This window comes from Neobacillus driksii (genome assembly GCF_013409995.1).
GTDB classification, from domain to species: domain Bacteria; phylum Bacillota; class Bacilli; order Bacillales; family Cytobacillaceae; genus Neobacillus; species Neobacillus driksii.
Genome location: NZ_JACCBX010000009.1, coordinates 142,372 through 157,127 on the forward strand (window position 1 = coordinate 142,372; position 14,756 = coordinate 157,127).

12 protein-coding genes are annotated in these 14,756 nt (G+C 40.7%); 11 read left to right on the top strand and 1 reads right to left on the bottom strand.

The window, feature by feature from the left end; all coding sequences use genetic code 11:
- Window positions 1-92: 92 nt before the first annotated feature.
- The 4 genes from F4694_RS20380 to F4694_RS20395 all read left to right on the top strand — a co-directional run bounded on the left by F4694_RS20380 (window position 93) and on the right by F4694_RS20395 (window position 5,933).
- Window positions 93-2,414, top strand: a complete 2,322-nt coding sequence (locus tag F4694_RS20380; RefSeq protein WP_179601340.1) for an arylsulfatase — start codon at window positions 93-95, stop codon at window positions 2,412-2,414.
- A 77-nt stretch (window positions 2,415-2,491) separates the two neighbouring features.
- A complete protein-coding gene (locus F4694_RS20385) occupies window positions 2,492-3,748 on the top strand; it encodes an anaerobic sulfatase maturase (protein WP_179601342.1) in 1,257 nt (418 codons plus the stop codon).
- 269 nt (window positions 3,749-4,017) lie between these two features.
- A complete protein-coding gene (locus tag F4694_RS20390; protein WP_179601344.1) occupies window positions 4,018-5,382 on the top strand; it encodes an aromatic ring-hydroxylating oxygenase subunit alpha in 1,365 nt (454 codons plus the stop codon).
- Window positions 5,382-5,933, top strand: coding sequence for an aromatic-ring-hydroxylating dioxygenase subunit beta (locus tag F4694_RS20395; protein ID WP_179601345.1), 552 nt, complete (start codon window positions 5,382-5,384; stop codon window positions 5,931-5,933). Before F4694_RS20390 ends, F4694_RS20395 begins: the two co-directional genes overlap by 1 nt.
- A 328-nt stretch (window positions 5,934-6,261) precedes the next feature.
- On the opposite strand, the gene F4694_RS20400 is transcribed toward F4694_RS20395, so the two are convergent.
- A complete protein-coding gene (locus F4694_RS20400; RefSeq protein WP_179601347.1) occupies window positions 6,262-6,942 on the bottom strand; it encodes a GntR family transcriptional regulator in 681 nt (226 codons plus the stop codon).
- A gap of 378 nt (window positions 6,943-7,320) precedes the next feature.
- On the opposite strand from F4694_RS20400, the gene F4694_RS20405 reads away from it, so the two are divergent.
- From F4694_RS20405 to F4694_RS20435, 7 genes are all read left to right on the top strand, one after another.
- Complete coding sequence (locus tag F4694_RS20405) at window positions 7,321-8,523, top strand: CaiB/BaiF CoA transferase family protein (RefSeq protein WP_179601349.1); 1,203 nt, start codon at window positions 7,321-7,323, stop codon at window positions 8,521-8,523.
- 16 nt (window positions 8,524-8,539) lie between these two features.
- On the top strand, window positions 8,540-9,817 hold the full coding sequence (locus F4694_RS20410; RefSeq protein WP_179601351.1) for a 3-isopropylmalate dehydratase large subunit: 1,278 nt from the start codon (window positions 8,540-8,542) through the stop codon (window positions 9,815-9,817).
- Window positions 9,817-10,314: a LeuD/DmdB family oxidoreductase small subunit gene (locus tag F4694_RS20415; RefSeq protein WP_179601353.1), complete on the top strand. Its 498-nt coding sequence runs from the start codon at window positions 9,817-9,819 to the stop codon at window positions 10,312-10,314. The genes F4694_RS20410 and F4694_RS20415 overlap by 1 nt, the downstream gene beginning before the upstream one ends.
- A 24-nt stretch (window positions 10,315-10,338) precedes the next feature.
- On the top strand, window positions 10,339-11,247 hold the full coding sequence (locus F4694_RS20420; RefSeq protein WP_179601355.1) for a hydroxymethylglutaryl-CoA lyase: 909 nt from the start codon (window positions 10,339-10,341) through the stop codon (window positions 11,245-11,247).
- Between the two features lie 13 nt (window positions 11,248-11,260).
- Complete coding sequence (locus F4694_RS20425) at window positions 11,261-12,019, top strand: maleate cis-trans isomerase family protein (protein ID WP_306458499.1); 759 nt, start codon at window positions 11,261-11,263, stop codon at window positions 12,017-12,019.
- 99 nt (window positions 12,020-12,118) lie between these two features.
- Complete coding sequence (locus F4694_RS20430) at window positions 12,119-13,225, top strand: tartrate dehydrogenase (RefSeq protein ID WP_179601357.1); 1,107 nt, start codon at window positions 12,119-12,121, stop codon at window positions 13,223-13,225.
- Window positions 13,226-13,259: 34 nt separating this feature from the next.
- On the top strand, window positions 13,260-14,468 hold the full coding sequence (locus F4694_RS20435) for an MFS transporter (RefSeq protein ID WP_179601359.1): 1,209 nt from the start codon (window positions 13,260-13,262) through the stop codon (window positions 14,466-14,468).
- The last annotated feature ends 288 nt before the right edge of the window (window positions 14,469-14,756 follow it).

Sequence of the window (14,756 nt, forward strand, 5' to 3'; positions counted from 1 at the left end):
AAATGATTTGCAATCTATTTAAAATAATCTTCTTTAATTGTTTAATTCGATAAAAAGAGATAGAAGCATATATGGGGAGGGAGTTTGATTTTATGATTAGTGATTTTAAATCTAATTTTCCAAATCTCTTTAAAGCATCCGTTTTTGGATCTGCTTTATCGATGATGGCTGGCTGCTCGGCGAACTTTGCTGGTGAAAGAGTGGTAAAGGCGGATTCAAATCCAGATAAATTAACCAATAATAAGAAGCCTGTGAAGGAAGAGGCACAAGGGGAAAACCCAAATGTAATCTACATTGTTTTGGATGACGCGGGTTATTCAGATTTAGGTGCCTTCGGTTCAGAAATCAAGACCCCGAATATTGATCGTTTAGCTGAAAATGGACTTCGGTACAATAACTTTCATGTGACGCCAGTTTGTTCGCCAACAAGGGCATCGTTGTTAACTGGAAGAAACAGTCATGCGGTAGGAATGGGGCATGTTTCCAACTTTGACTTTGGTCCAAGTTTTCCAAATCGAAGAGGTGAACTAGTCCCTGAAGCAGGAACCGTTGCGGAAGTACTCTCTGAAAACAATTTTACGAACTACGCACTTGGGAAGTGGCATATTCTGCCGACAGCAGAAGTTACGCCTGCTGGGCCGTATCATAACTGGCCATTGGGAAAGGGATTCCATCGCTATTTTGGAAATCTAGAAGATTCCTCGGATCAATATCGTCCAGAGCTTGTAGAAGACAATACGCATATTGAAACGCCTATCAACGAAGACTTTCATTATTCTAAAGCGATTGTAGAAAAAGGCAATCAGTATATTATTGACCATGTTTCTACTCAACCAGAGAAGCCATTTTTTATGTATCTAGGATTTGGGGCACAACATATGCCACACCAGGTACCACAAGAATACATTGACCAGTACGATGGGGTTTATGATGAAGGCTGGGATGAGGTACGAAAAGAGCGTTTTGAAAAACAAAAGGAAATCGGTCTTATTCCTAAGGAGGCTGAATTAGCTCCTCCAAATCCTGGCGTTCAACCTTGGGATGACCTGTCTAAGGACCAAAAGGAAGTCTATACACGTTTCATGGAAACATATGCTGGGTTCTTAACGCATACGGATGAACAAGTTGGAAAAATGTTGGATGTTCTCGAGAAAACCGGGGAACTAGACGATACCATGATTGTGTTAATATCAGATAACGGCGCCAGCTCAATTGGCGGTCCCAATGGTGCTACAAATCAAGCTATTGCGTACAATGCGATGCAAGAAGATTTCGAATCAGTGCACCCAAAGGTTGGTGAGATCGGCGGGGAATCAACAAATGCGGATTATCCTGCTGGCTGGGCACAAGTGAGCAATACACCATTTAAAATGGTGAAAAGTACAACATATGCAGGTGGTATTAGGACACCAATGATTGTACATTGGCCTGCAGGAATTGAAGATGAAGAGGAAGGAAAAGTAAGATCTCAGTTTACGCATGTGAGTGATATTACGGCTACAGTTTATGATGTACTTAAAATTAAGTCTCCTAAAACTCTAAAAGGAGTCGACCAAATGCCGGTCACTGGGACAAGCTTTGCTTATACTTTCAAAGACGGCAATACCAAGTCTAAAAAGAAGACGCAATATTTTGAAATTACGGGAAATCGAACGATCTATCATGAGGGCTGGAAAGCCATTGCCTTCCATAAAAAAGGTCAGCCGTTTGAAGATGATGTTTGGGAACTATACCATGTGGATGAAGATTTTTCGGAACTGAATAACCTTGCAGACGAAGAACCAAAGAGATTGGAAAAGCTAATTAAAATATGGGAGAAGGAAGCAAAGGAGAATAATGTCCTGCCACTTACCGAACATTTTCTAAATTCATTAGCGAATCTGCCGGTAGATTCACCGCGGGCAAGAAAAACGTTCACTTTATATCCTGAAATGACACACTTAAGTGAATCGGCAGCACCTTTCACAATCAATCGGTCATACGAGATTTCGATACCGTTTGAATATAAACAAGGTGATCATGGGGTTCTGTTAGCCCTTGGAAATGATAAGAGTGGATACACTTTCTATGTTAAAGACAATCATTTAATCTATGAACATAATTCTGGATTTGCTCGATATAAAATTGTTTCTGATAAAGAGTTAACGGATGGAAAAATGACGCTGCGTTTCCAATTTGATAAAACAGCTAATAATGAAGGTACTGGTACCCTTTATGTCAATGACGAAAATGTAGGGAAGACACAGATTAAAATGTTGCCTTTCAAAGTATCCTTTGAAGGCTTAGATATTGGGGAAGATTTGCTGTACCCAGTAAGCCCGGAATATAAAAACCAAGGGATATTCCCTTATACAGGAATAATAGAGAAAGCCGTATATTCATTTGAAGAAGCAGCTGTGGTTACGATTCCGTAAATAACAGGATAACGAGGTACAAAGGCAGTGTCTTTGTACCTAATCCATTATGTGAAAGAAGAAATGGGGGTACAAAAATGAATCTATTAAAACTACGAGAGGATAATTTTCATATAATTGCAAAACCAAGTGGTCCACTTTGTAACTTGGACTGCCATTATTGTTTTTATACAGAGAAGGAAGCCTTGTTTCCAGGACAACCTAGCTATAAGATGTCTGATGCTACATTAGAAAACTTTGTCCGAAATTACATAAAATCGCAAAAATCCCCAGAAATCCCTTTTGTTTGGCAAGGGGGAGAACCCACCTTAATGGGGCTTGATTTTTATAAAAAGGCCGTTGAATTCCAGAAAAAGTATGCGGGTGACAAAAAAATATCAAATTCCTTACAGACAAATGGTACGTTGCTAAATGATGAATGGTGTACATTTCTAGCAGAGAATGACTTTCTTGTTGGATTGAGCATCGATGGGCCGCCGGATATTCATAATTATTACAGGGTGAACCGTGGAGGGAAACCGACGTCAGATCAAGTTCTTCGTGGTCTATCACATTTGCAAAAGTACAAGGTAAGTTACAATGTCCTCACCTGTGTGACGAAGGAATCTGCTTCACGGGCACTAGAAATTTATCGATACTTTAAAGAATTAGGAGTTCAATATCTTCAATTTATTCCAATCGTTGAACGATTGCCAGATACAAAAGCCTTGAAATTAGGGCTGCGTCATGCAACACCGCCATTATTGACGCAATCAGAAGTACAGAAGGCAGTTTCTCCTTGGACGGTAGGTTCCGAGCAATACGGGGACTTTCTGATTGAGGTCTTTGATGAATGGGTTCGCAATGATGTGGGGAAAGTTCATGTGATGAATTTTGAATGGGCACTTGCTGCTTGGCTGGGTCTTCCTTCGCCCATCTGTTTATTTTCAGAAACCTGCGGAAATGCAGGGATCATCGAACACACAGGGGACGTTTACTCATGCGATCATTTTATGTACCCAGAATATAAACTCGGTAATATCTCCGAAGATTCCTTAAAGAAAATGATGAGTTCTACAGAGCAGAAGGAATTTGGAAACGTGAAAAGAGAAACTTTGCCAAAGCAATGTCAAACCTGTGAAGTACGCTTTGCTTGTCATGGTGAATGCCCGAAACATCGCTTCCTTCTCTCTGATGATGGAGAGCCTGGTTTAAATTATTTATGTGCGGGCTATAAAAAATATTTCTCTCATATCCACCGCTACATGAAAGTCATCGTCCAATTACTCGAACATAACCTGCCAGCTTCTGACGTCATGCAGGTGATCAAAGGTCCATTGATAGTTAGAAACTGATTTGAGGTGGATCAATGACGATTATTGAAAGTATAAATCCAATTAAATATTATATTTAATATCTATAATCATCATTTCAGTCATTTAAGTATGTCTGACATGATGATTTCTTTTTTAAAATTAATTTTTGTCCCACATAAAGGGACGATGATATTCTCTTAAAGGAAAATGGAGCTTATAGTAATCCATATAAGTATTAAGCGTTTTTGGAACTTCTAGTTCGCAAAAAATGAAAGCGCTTAATAATAGAAAAAATAGGAGGTTGAAAGATGGAGAAACAAAGTGGAATCACAAAAGAAACTCTCTTGAATTTGAAGGAGAAACTAAAGGCTGGAGTCTTGCCGCAGTGGGTCTTAGCTGATCGTGATATGTATGACTTAGAAATAAAACAGGTTTTTGGTCGAACGTGGCAATTTTTAGCTCATGAATCGGAGCTTAAAGAGCCAGGTTCTTATGTAACTCGCTGGATTGCAAATGACCCTATTCTCCTTACCAAAACCAAGTCCGGTGAAATTAAAGCCTTCCTCAACTCCTGTACTCACCGAGGTACGCTGTTATGTACCGCTGACTCAGGAAAACAAAAATCCTTTACATGTCCCTTCCATGGTTGGACGTATAACAATGAAGGAGATCTTGTTGGAATCGCTGTTGGAAATAAGGTTTACGGGGAAGAGATGAACAAAGAAGATTGGAATCTGCGTCCAGTTCCTAATGTTGATAGTTACCAAGGAATGATTTTTGGGAACTTAGATCACAAAGCGGAATCGCTCAGTGATTATCTTGGCAATATGAAATGGTATTTAGACATGATGTTAGGCAGAAGTGATGGAGGAATGGAGGTACAGGGATCACCACAAAGGTACGTGGTGGAAGCGAACTGGAAAGTAACAGCCGAAAATTTCGAGTCAGACCCTTACCATGTTCAATTTACCCATAAATCATCAAAGGAATTAGGAATTGCTCCGAATGATCCTTTCTTCCCAGGTCATGGTCATCAAGTCGTCTTAGACAATGGTCATGGAATTAATCTTGTCCAATTAGATGATACGGGGATATCTCCGATTCCATACCAGGGAATGCCAGAATCGATGTGGCCGATGTTTCAAAAGAATTTAAACAAAGAACAAAATGATATGGTGAAGGATACCTTTTTTGTAGGCGGAGTATATCCTAATCTAGGATTTTTGCAATTTACCTTTCCACTCCTCGATTCCGACAATGGTTTTTACAACTTCTTGAACTTTAGGGTTTGGAGACCATTAGCACCGGACAAAGTGGAGGTTTGGAGCTGGCACTTGATTGATAAAGATGCACCACAAGAATACAAAGAAAAATCGTATGTAAGCTTCCTAAGTACTTTTGGTCCTTCTGGACTGCTTGAACAGGATGACGCTGAGATTTGGAGTCGAGTGACTCAAGCAAGTAATGGAATCATGGCCCAGGATAAAGATCTAAGTTATAACAGTTTCCTAAATTATTTGATGGGGATGGATCGTGTCCAGCCAAATGAAGACTTTCCTGGCCCAGGTGTTGCGTACCCGCTCTGCTTCCTAGATACATTATCGCGAAGTATGCATAAAAGATGGATCGATCTTCTGCTGGCAGAGACACCTGTCAAAGAGGAGGTGCGATAATGAAACAACAAGAAGCTGTAAAAGCCTTAACCATCAGTTATGAGGTTCAAAATGAGATTACTCAGTTTCTCTACAGGGAAGCACATTTATTGGATAGTCGGAATTACCGGGGATGGCTGGACTTACTAGCAGAGGATATTGTCTATCAAATGCCTGCCAGAATTACAACAGAAGGAAAGCATGATACTCCAAATATAGATTATAAGTCACGTTACTTTGAAGAAACAAAACAATCGCTGCTTACAAGAGTAAAGCGGTTAGATTCTACCTCTTCTGCATGGGCTGAAATCTCAGGCCCGCGCCAACGTCACTTTATCAGCAATGTTTTTATTGAAAAAGGGGTTATGAATGAGGGAGGGAACGAGGAGTATTTCGTTCGAAGCAACTTCCTATTTAAACGGAACCGAGGTTCTGCTCTTACTTCTGAAGAGTTATTTGGAGCGAGGGAGGATGTAATCCGAAAAGAAAATGGGGAATGGAAGCTTGCCTCACGTATTATCTATCCTGATCAGACTGTATTGGGCACCATCAATTTAAGTATGTTTTTGTAAGAGAGGAGCAGAGATATAATTATCATCGACAAGTGCACAGGCACTTGTCGATTTTTTTGGTATAGAAAGATTTCCAGCTGCCTGGGTCCACTTTAATATAGGTAAATAATGAAACCAAAACAGTTTTAATTCGTTTCATGAACCGACCTAAAATTCTAAGTGAACATGCGATAGGGAATAGAAAAGATTCCAAATACTAGTAACCTCAATAGCTCACAAATCCTTTTTGTGAGTATTTTTTTTGTTTAAAAACACCAGAGGAGCGGTTCCGATGGTTCCATTATGATGTACACTGGTCAAATTAGCCATTAGAACCGTCCCCAGGTTTCTATAAAGAACCACCGGTATTATCAAATTCATTTTGTAATGCTGAATTTGCCACTTTTAAGCTTCTTTGGATATGGTTGTTCATTTTTTCTACAGCTTTTTCAGGATTACGTTCCTTCAAGGCTAGAAAAATTTGTTCATGATCATCCACTAGAACAGCGAAGCTATCGGTACGTTCCTTCAGTATGCAATTGCGGATATAAAGAACCTTTGCGTTAATAACTTCAAATAAATTAATGAGCTGTTTATTTTGTGAAGAGAATGCAATCGTATCGTGAAACTGTTGGTTAAAGATAGTATGCTTATGAGGATCATTATTAGACAGTGCTTCTTTTGACTCTTTGATGATACATTCTAATTGATCTAATTGCTCATCTGTGATGTTTTGAGCTGCCAGTTTTGCCGAAAGAGATTCTAGGCTTTTTCGGCATTCGTAAATATCTAATATATCCTGTGCATTCGGGTCATACACGAATAAGCTATTTTCTTTTTGGACAAGTAAATCATCTTTTGTAAGCATTCGGAATGCTTCCCGAACAGTTCCTCGGCTAACTCCTAAACTTTCTGCCACTTTTGTTTCAACGAGCCTTTCGCCTGGCTGATATTTTCCCTCCATAATCATCTCTTTTACAATATGATAAACCTGGCTATGAAGCGGTTCGTTTTTTTTAATCTCTCTCATAAAAATCCCCCTGCAGTTGTAATGATTCTTGTATTTCGTATCCATTATTAAGGTAATGGGGTTCCGGTATTTTTTCCTATGGGTATCCTTGCAGCCTTAAATCTCTAAATTTTTTCAGTCATATTCTATATAAAATAGTGTACTATATTTCAATTTTATATAAAAGCATTTCATCCAACGGGACTTTTATCTTCTTTAGGCATAGACCAATTAAAGTATGAAAAAAAAAAATATTGAGATTATTTCAATTGTTAACTGTTGACAGTCTACCATTACGAGGTTAATATAAAAATGGAATCGCTTACTAAAACATATTGAAGAAACTATTTTTTAAGATGTATTAACCTATATAAATTTCTAATTTAGGAGTTGTTTGGAATGGGCAAAAGAGCACTTGAAGGTTTACGAGTGTTGGAGATGGGGCAATTGATAGCGGGACCGTCCGCTGCTAGGATGCTTGCTGAATTCGGGGCAGAAGTTATTAAAGTCGAGACTCCTGAGCAGGGCGACCCCATCCGCAACTGGCGCGTTGTTGAAAACGGAACAAGCCTCTGGTGGTATGTGCAGTCTCGTAATAAAAAATCGATTACGGTCAACCTTCGAGAAGCTGAAGGACAGGAATTGATTCGCAAATTGGTAAAGGAAATCGATATTTTAATAGAAAACTTCCGACCAGGAACGATGGAGAAATGGGGATTAGGATACGAAGACTTAAAGGCTATTAATCCAGGGTTGATTATGATTCGTGTTTCGGGTTATGGGCAGGATGGACCATACCGCGATAAGCCAGGATTTGGTTCTATAGGAGAGGCTTTGGGAGGTCTCCGTTATATTACCGGTTACCCAGATCGTCCGCCAACACGTGTCGGAATCAGTATCGGAGATTCGTTATCCGCGCTTTTTGCGGTTAATGGGGCATTAATGGCTGTGTATCATCGCGATGTGAACGGAACGGGGGAAGGTCAAGTAATCGATGTTGCGCTCTATGAATCTGTCTTTAGCATGATGGAGAGCACCCTGCCTGAATTCGACCGGGCTGGAGTGATTCGGGAACGAACAGGCAGTACATTACCGGGTATAACACCTTCGAATACGTACATGTGTGGGGATGGAAAATATGTAGTTATTGGTGCAAACGGCGATGCGATCTTCAAGCGTCTGATGAATGCAATGGGCCATGAAGATGTAGCTGAGGACCCTCGTTTTGAAAATAACTCAAAACGGTCAGAGCATGCGGAATACCTGGATTCTTTGATTGAAGATTGGACTAAGAGTATGCCCTTTGATGAAATAATGACATACCTGGATAATGCCAATGTTCCAGCGGGCGCTATTTACTCAATAGAAGACATTGTGAATGACCCGCATTATCACGCTCGTCAAATGATCCAAGAAGTAAAAGTGGAAGAGCTCGGAACGACTTTGAAAATGCCGGGCATCATCCCGAAAATGAGCGAGACACCAGGAACGATTGAATGGGCAGGTCCTAAATTAGGACAGCATACGAACGAAGTGCTAGGAGACAAAATAAATCTTTCCGCTGATGAAATACAGAAACTGAAGGAAAAAGGGATTATCTAGGAAGAGGTGAATATTGATGGGAATGACGATGTCAGAAAAAATTCTCGCAAAAGCTTCAGGACAGACAAGTGTAAAGGCCGGAGATATTGTATGGGTCAAAGTGGATATAGCCATGATGCACGATTTATTAGGACCATGGCTGGTAGATGGGGGCTTTCGCCGATTAGGCGGGAAGTTATTTGATAAAGAAAAGGTTGTAGTTGTATCTGATCATTGCACGCCTCCGGCAACGGTTCAGCAGGCAGATATCCTTAAATTTACGAGGGATTGGGCCCGTGCTCAAGAGCTTCCTTATTATTATGAATTTGAAGGGCCTTGCCACCAAGTCATTGTAGAACATGGACATGTCCGTCCGGGAAGATTGATCCTTGGAACGGATTCTCATACGTGCATGGCAGGAGGATTAGGGGCTTTTGCTACCGGTATTGGTTCCACGGAAATGATCGGAGTCTTATTGACAGGTGAAACTTGGCTAAAGGTTCCAGAAACGATCAAAGTGGTTTGGGATGGTAAGCTGCCTCACGGAGTTTACGCAAAAGACATCGTTCTTAAAACCATCAAGGATATTGGACATGCGGGTGCTACGTATCAAACCATTGAATTTTCGGGTACTGCGATTGAGGACTTGTCCATGGATGAAAGACTGGTTTTATCCAATATGGCCGTAGAAGCCGGCGCAAAAACAGGGTTAATTGAACCTGATCAAAAAGTGGTAGAATTTTTAAGGTCAAAGGGTGTAATGGAAGAGATTGAGATGATTTCTAGCGATCAAGACGCCGTTTATACACGAGTTTTACATTACGATGCTTCTGAATTAGAACCTCAGGTAGCCTGCCCACATGAAGTAGATAATGTTCATCCAGTGAGCGCGGTAGAAGGTAAGGCGGTTGACCAAGTTTATTTAGGTTCCTGTACAAATGGCCGAATCAGTGATCTACGGATCGCCGCTCAAATACTGAAAGGGAAGAAGATTTCGAAAAACATCCGGTGCCTTGTAGTACCTGCATCCCAGCATATCTGGATGCAAGCGAACAAGGAGGGAATTCTCGATATTTTGACGGAAGCAGGATGTATTGTAAACATGCCATCATGTGGTGCCTGCGGTGGATTCACTAGCGGAGTAATCGGGGCCGGGGAAGTCGTTATGTCTTCTTCAAATCGGAACTTTAGAGGCCGGATGGGAAGTCCAAAAGGCGAGGTCTATCTTGGGTCGCCTGCAGCAGTGGCTGCAACAGCGATTGAGGGGAAAATTACAGACCCGCGCAAGTATCTGCCGAAGGAGGTAATGGTGTAATGTCATTCATCATTAGAGGAAGAGTCTGGAAATATGGGGACAACATCAATACTGACATCATATCTCCAGGGCAATATATGAGTTTACCAGTTGAAAAACAGGCCGTGCATGCTATGGAGGCAATTGATCCAACATTTGCTGAAAAAGTACAACCAGGGGATATTTTGGTTGCCGGAAATAATTTTGGTTCAGGTTCCAGCCGAGAAACAGCACAAATGGTATTGAAGCACCACCAAATCGGAGCGATTGTCGCAAATTCATTCGCCCGTATTTTTTATCGCAATTCCATTAATGTAGGCCTGCCGGTTGTGGAGATGCTGGATACCACTCTTATAGAAGAAGGCGATGATCTTGAAATCAACCTTCTAGAAGGAAAAATCATCAACCATACAAAAGGCGCAGAATACAAAGGAACAAAGCTGCCTGAACATTTAATCGAAATGGTAAAGCTTGGCGGTTTGGAGCCTTATCTTGCGAAAAAACTAGGAATCTCATAATTTGTTACAAGGAGAATGATACCTATGAAACTGCCAAAAAAGGTAGAACTTATAGAGGTAGGGCCCCGAGACGGGCTTCAAAATGAAGCGAATTTTATCCCGACAGAAAAGAAGATTGAAATGATTAATGCCTTAAATAAAACAGGAATTAAACGGATGGAAGCCACTTCATTTGTGCATCCAGTGTACGTTCCGCAAATGAAGGATGCCAAAGAAGTGTTAGAAGGCATAGAACAAGATCCATCTATTCAGTACATGGCATTAATACCGAATGAAAAGGGATTTGAAAGGGCTGTAGAAAATGGGGTGCGTTCCCTTTCACTCGTAGTTGGGGCTAGTGATAGCTTTAATTTGAAAAATGTCAAAATGACTAGGGACGAATCAATCAATAAGTTTTCTAGTGTCGTAGAAAAGGCAAAGGAGATGGGAAATTTCCTTCGCTATAATATTGCCACCGCATTCTGGTGTCCATATGAGGGAAGTGTGGATTCCGAGCTTGTTTTGGACATGGTCCGTCAAATTGACCGTTCAGGGGTGGATGAAATTGTCATCTGTGATACAATCGGCAGGGCAAACCCCGCTCAGGTTTTTGATTTATTCAGCCGTATTTTCAAGGAACAGCCGAATGCGTTAATCACTGCCCATTTCCACGATACATATGGGTTAGCCCAAGCAAATATTATGGCTGCCCTCCAAGCAGATGTTACACGATTTGACACCTCCATTGGCGGACTTGGAGGATGCCCGTTTGCCCCAGGAGCAGCAGGTAATGTGGCTACTGAAGATGTGGTCTTTATGCTGAATGAAATGGGAATTGAAACGGGAATTGATCTTTCATCACTTCTAGCTTGCGTCGAAAAGGTAGAACCATTAACCAATCGAGAATTAACCGGCCATTTTCATAAAATAAAGGTTGTTCAAAATCAAATTTAATCAGGGGGATATCATGATGAGTAAAAATTATCGAGTAGGCCTTATCGTACCCAGCTCTAACACAACGATGGAAACAGAAATTCCGGCTATGCTTCATTCCAGAATGCAGATTAAACCAGAGGAAACCTTTACATTCCATTCTGCACGTATGCGGATGATGCATGTAAATCCGGATGAATTAAAGAAAATGGATGTAGATAGTGACCGTTGTGCAGTGGAGCTTTCCGATGCACGATGCGATGTGCTGGCTTATGCATGTCTAGTTGCCATTATGTGTCAGGGTCCGGGATATCATCACATTTCTGAAGAACGCTTAGGAAAGGTTACGGTCAGCAATGGTGGTGCAGCTCCAATTGTCAGCAGTGCAGGAGCATTAATTGAGGGCCTTGAAACGATTGGGGCGAAAAAGGTTTCCATTATTACACCATATATGAAGCCATTAACTAAAACGGTAATTGAATATTTAAATGCTGCTGGCATTGAAGTCATTGATTCAATCAGCCTCGAAGTTGCGGATAACCTTGAAGTTGGCCGCTTGGATCCGGAAAACCTAATAGGCCATGCAGACCGTTTGAATATTGAAGGAGCAGATGCAGTTGTCCTATCAGCATGCGTTCAGATGCCTTCTCTTCCAGCTATTCAGGCTGTTCAAGACCGTTTGGGAATTCCAGTGTTGTCTGCCGGAGTTGCAACAGTTTTTAAAATTCTCAAGGAATTAAACCTTCCAACAGAGGTACCAAATGCTGGACATTTACTATCCGGTAAATTTTAGATAAGTAATATAGGATAACACAGTGGATTGCCATCATTCTTCGATAATATCTATCAGCTATACGTAAATTAATGTTAAATAGGAAAGGAGTGCGACAGATTGAAAAAAGTATATAAAATTGCGATTATTGCCGGAGATGGGATCGGACCGGAGGTGATCAACGAGGGAATAAAAGTTTTAAACAAAGCAGCTGAACTGGACGGTAAGTTTGAATTTGACTTTACTCACTTTCCATGGGGCTGTGAGTATTACTTGGAACATGGAATAATGATGCCATATGACGGCTTAAACCAGCTGCGTTCCTTCGATGCCATTTATCTAGGGGCAGTGGGAGCTCCAGGTGTTCCTGATCATATTTCATTATGGGATTTGTTATTAAAGATACGCAAAGGCTTCAATCAGTATGTTAATCTCCGCCCGATTACATTATTAGAAGGCGCTCCATGCCCTCTCAATGGTCTTAAGAGGGAGCAAATTGATATGTTAGTCATTCGTGAAAATAGCGAGGGCGAATATGCTGGTGCAGGAGATTGGCTGTATAAAGGTCAGCCCCATGAAGTGGTTTTGCAAACCGGAATTTTTTCTAGGGTAGGGACGGAACGGATTATACGTTACGCCTTTGAAGAAGCAAGGAAACAGGGCAGATCACTGACAAGCATTAGTAAGGGCAATGCTTTAAATTATTCGATGGTGTTCTGGGATCAAGTGTTTGAAGAAGTGGCAAAAGATTATCCTGATGTGGAAACACATTCCTATCTAGTTGATGCTGCTGCCATGTTCTTTATCAAGCAGCCATGGCGTTTTGAAGTAGTGGTCACCTCTAATCTTTTCGGGGATATCCTCACTGATTTAGGGGCAGCGATTGCCGGAGGTTTGGGGCTGGCAGCGGGAGCTAACATTAATCCGGAACGTGAATACCCATCCATGTTCGAACCGATTCATGGATCCGCTCCAGATATTGCCGGGAAGGGGATAGCAAACCCGTTGGCTGCAATTTGGTCGGCAAGCCAAATGTTAGACTTTTTCGGTCATGAGGATTGGGGAAAGCGAGTCCTGCATGCGATGGAACAGGTAATGGTGGAAGGGATTTTTTTGACACCTGATATGGGAGGTACGTCAAACACTGAACAGGTGGGAGCTGCAGTTACTGAGAAAGTATTGTATAACCATCAGAGTGAATTGGGAACAGTGCCAAATACTAGATAAGGAGTTTTACTCTTATAAGGAAGGGGAGGGGCTTGTGGGTTACATTCTCAAAGGATCAAAAGAATATACTCGGGCAAGCCTTTCGCTATTTTTAGGAGGGTTTGTTACTTTTTCGATTCTTTATACAACTCAGCCATTGCTTCCGGTCTTTGCTAATGAATTTGGTGTTTCGGCGCCACTGGCTAGTTTAACTGTGTCTTTGTCGACTGGATTGTTGGCTATTTCTATGCTGGTTGCGGCTGCCATATCAGATGTGATAGGAAAAAAGAAGATCATGGTGCTTTCCATGTTCTTTACTTCTTTTCTTGCATTGCTAACAGCATTAAGTCCGAACTTTATCACACTGCTGGTATTTCGCGCTTTACTGGGAATTTTTATAGCTGGTGTCCCATCGATAGCCATGGCATACATCGGGGAAGAATTTCATCCAAAAGGCATTGGCAGAATCATGGGGCTTTATATTAGTGGAACAACGATAGGAGGGATGGCTGGAAGAATATTAATTGGTGTGTTGTCTGATATTTTTACTTGGAGAATTGCTTTAATAGCTGTAGGGGGATTAGCCCTGATTTTCAGTGTTTTATTTTTAATTGCTCTGCCTAAATCTCAATATACGGCAAAAAATAAACCGGACTTAAAATCTGTCTGTCTGGCTTATAAGATACATCTGAATAATAAACAATTAATCTCGTTATTATTGCTATCATTTTTACTAATGGGGAGTTTTGTAACATTATATAACTATATTGGATTCTTGCTGGTAGAGCCTCCCTATGCGTTGAGCCAAACACATGTAGGTTTTATCTTCATCGTCTATATCTGTGGGACTTACAGCTCAGTTTATATGGGGAAAAAGGCAGATGAATATGGTTATTCCACTATTTTGAAACTATCAATGGCTATTATGTTGGCAGGGGCTCTTATCTCTCTTGTTCCCTCATTAATTGGGAAAATTGCGGGGATTTCTATTTTTACGTTCGGTTTTTTTGCCAGCCATTCCATAGCGAGTTCCTGGGTTGGTGAACATGCCACCCAAAACAAAGCACAGGCGTCTTCTCTATATCTTCTATTTTACTACCTGGGATCAAGCCTAATTGGTTCCTTCGGGGGCTATTTTTGGATACATTTTCATTGGCATGGAATTATTTCTCTTATTCTGTTTTTATTAGTTATAGGATATCCACTAGTATTTATTGCTTCACAGAAACGGGTGATGAAGGTTTTTAGCAAATCGAAGGTATAACCTGGTAATAAATAAATTAAATCGTTATAAAGCACTTAGGTTTATTTTTTTACTGTAGACTGTTGACAGTAAACACACAAAATAATATAGTGATAATAGACAGAATATTTATAAACTTCAAATTAGGTTTGGGGGATTGATAGGAATTTAATTTATTTTATGTTTTTTGTTGTTAAATCCTTTTTCCATAAGGGAAATCTTGTATACCACCAAAATTGGAGTAATTAAATGATAGAATGGTATAGATCTTATTCCCAAGAACTTATATTCTATCAATTGATAGGGAAT

Bases quoted from the DNA above. Each gene is read 5' to 3' on its own strand.
- F4694_RS20420 (WP_179601355.1), top strand. From the start codon at position 10,339: ATGAAACTGCCAAAAAAGGTAGAACTTATAGAGGTAGGGCCCCGAGAC.
- F4694_RS20385 (WP_179601342.1), top strand. From the start codon at position 2,492: ATGAATCTATTAAAACTACGAGAGGATAATTTTCATATAATTGCAAAA.
- F4694_RS20395 (WP_179601345.1), top strand. From the start codon at position 5,382: ATGAAACAACAAGAAGCTGTAAAAGCCTTAACCATCAGTTATGAGGTT.
- F4694_RS20415 (WP_179601353.1), top strand. From the start codon at position 9,817: ATGTCATTCATCATTAGAGGAAGAGTCTGGAAATATGGGGACAACATC.
- F4694_RS20405 (WP_179601349.1), top strand. From the start codon at position 7,321: ATGGGCAAAAGAGCACTTGAAGGTTTACGAGTGTTGGAGATGGGGCAA.
- F4694_RS20400 (WP_179601347.1), bottom strand. From the start codon at position 6,942: ATGAGAGAGATTAAAAAAAACGAACCGCTTCATAGCCAGGTTTATCAT.
- F4694_RS20380 (WP_179601340.1), top strand. From the start codon at position 93: ATGATTAGTGATTTTAAATCTAATTTTCCAAATCTCTTTAAAGCATCC.
- F4694_RS20410 (WP_179601351.1), top strand. From the start codon at position 8,540: ATGGGAATGACGATGTCAGAAAAAATTCTCGCAAAAGCTTCAGGACAG.
- F4694_RS20390 (WP_179601344.1), top strand. From the start codon at position 4,018: ATGGAGAAACAAAGTGGAATCACAAAAGAAACTCTCTTGAATTTGAAG.
- F4694_RS20425 (WP_306458499.1), top strand. From the start codon at position 11,261: ATGATGAGTAAAAATTATCGAGTAGGCCTTATCGTACCCAGCTCTAAC.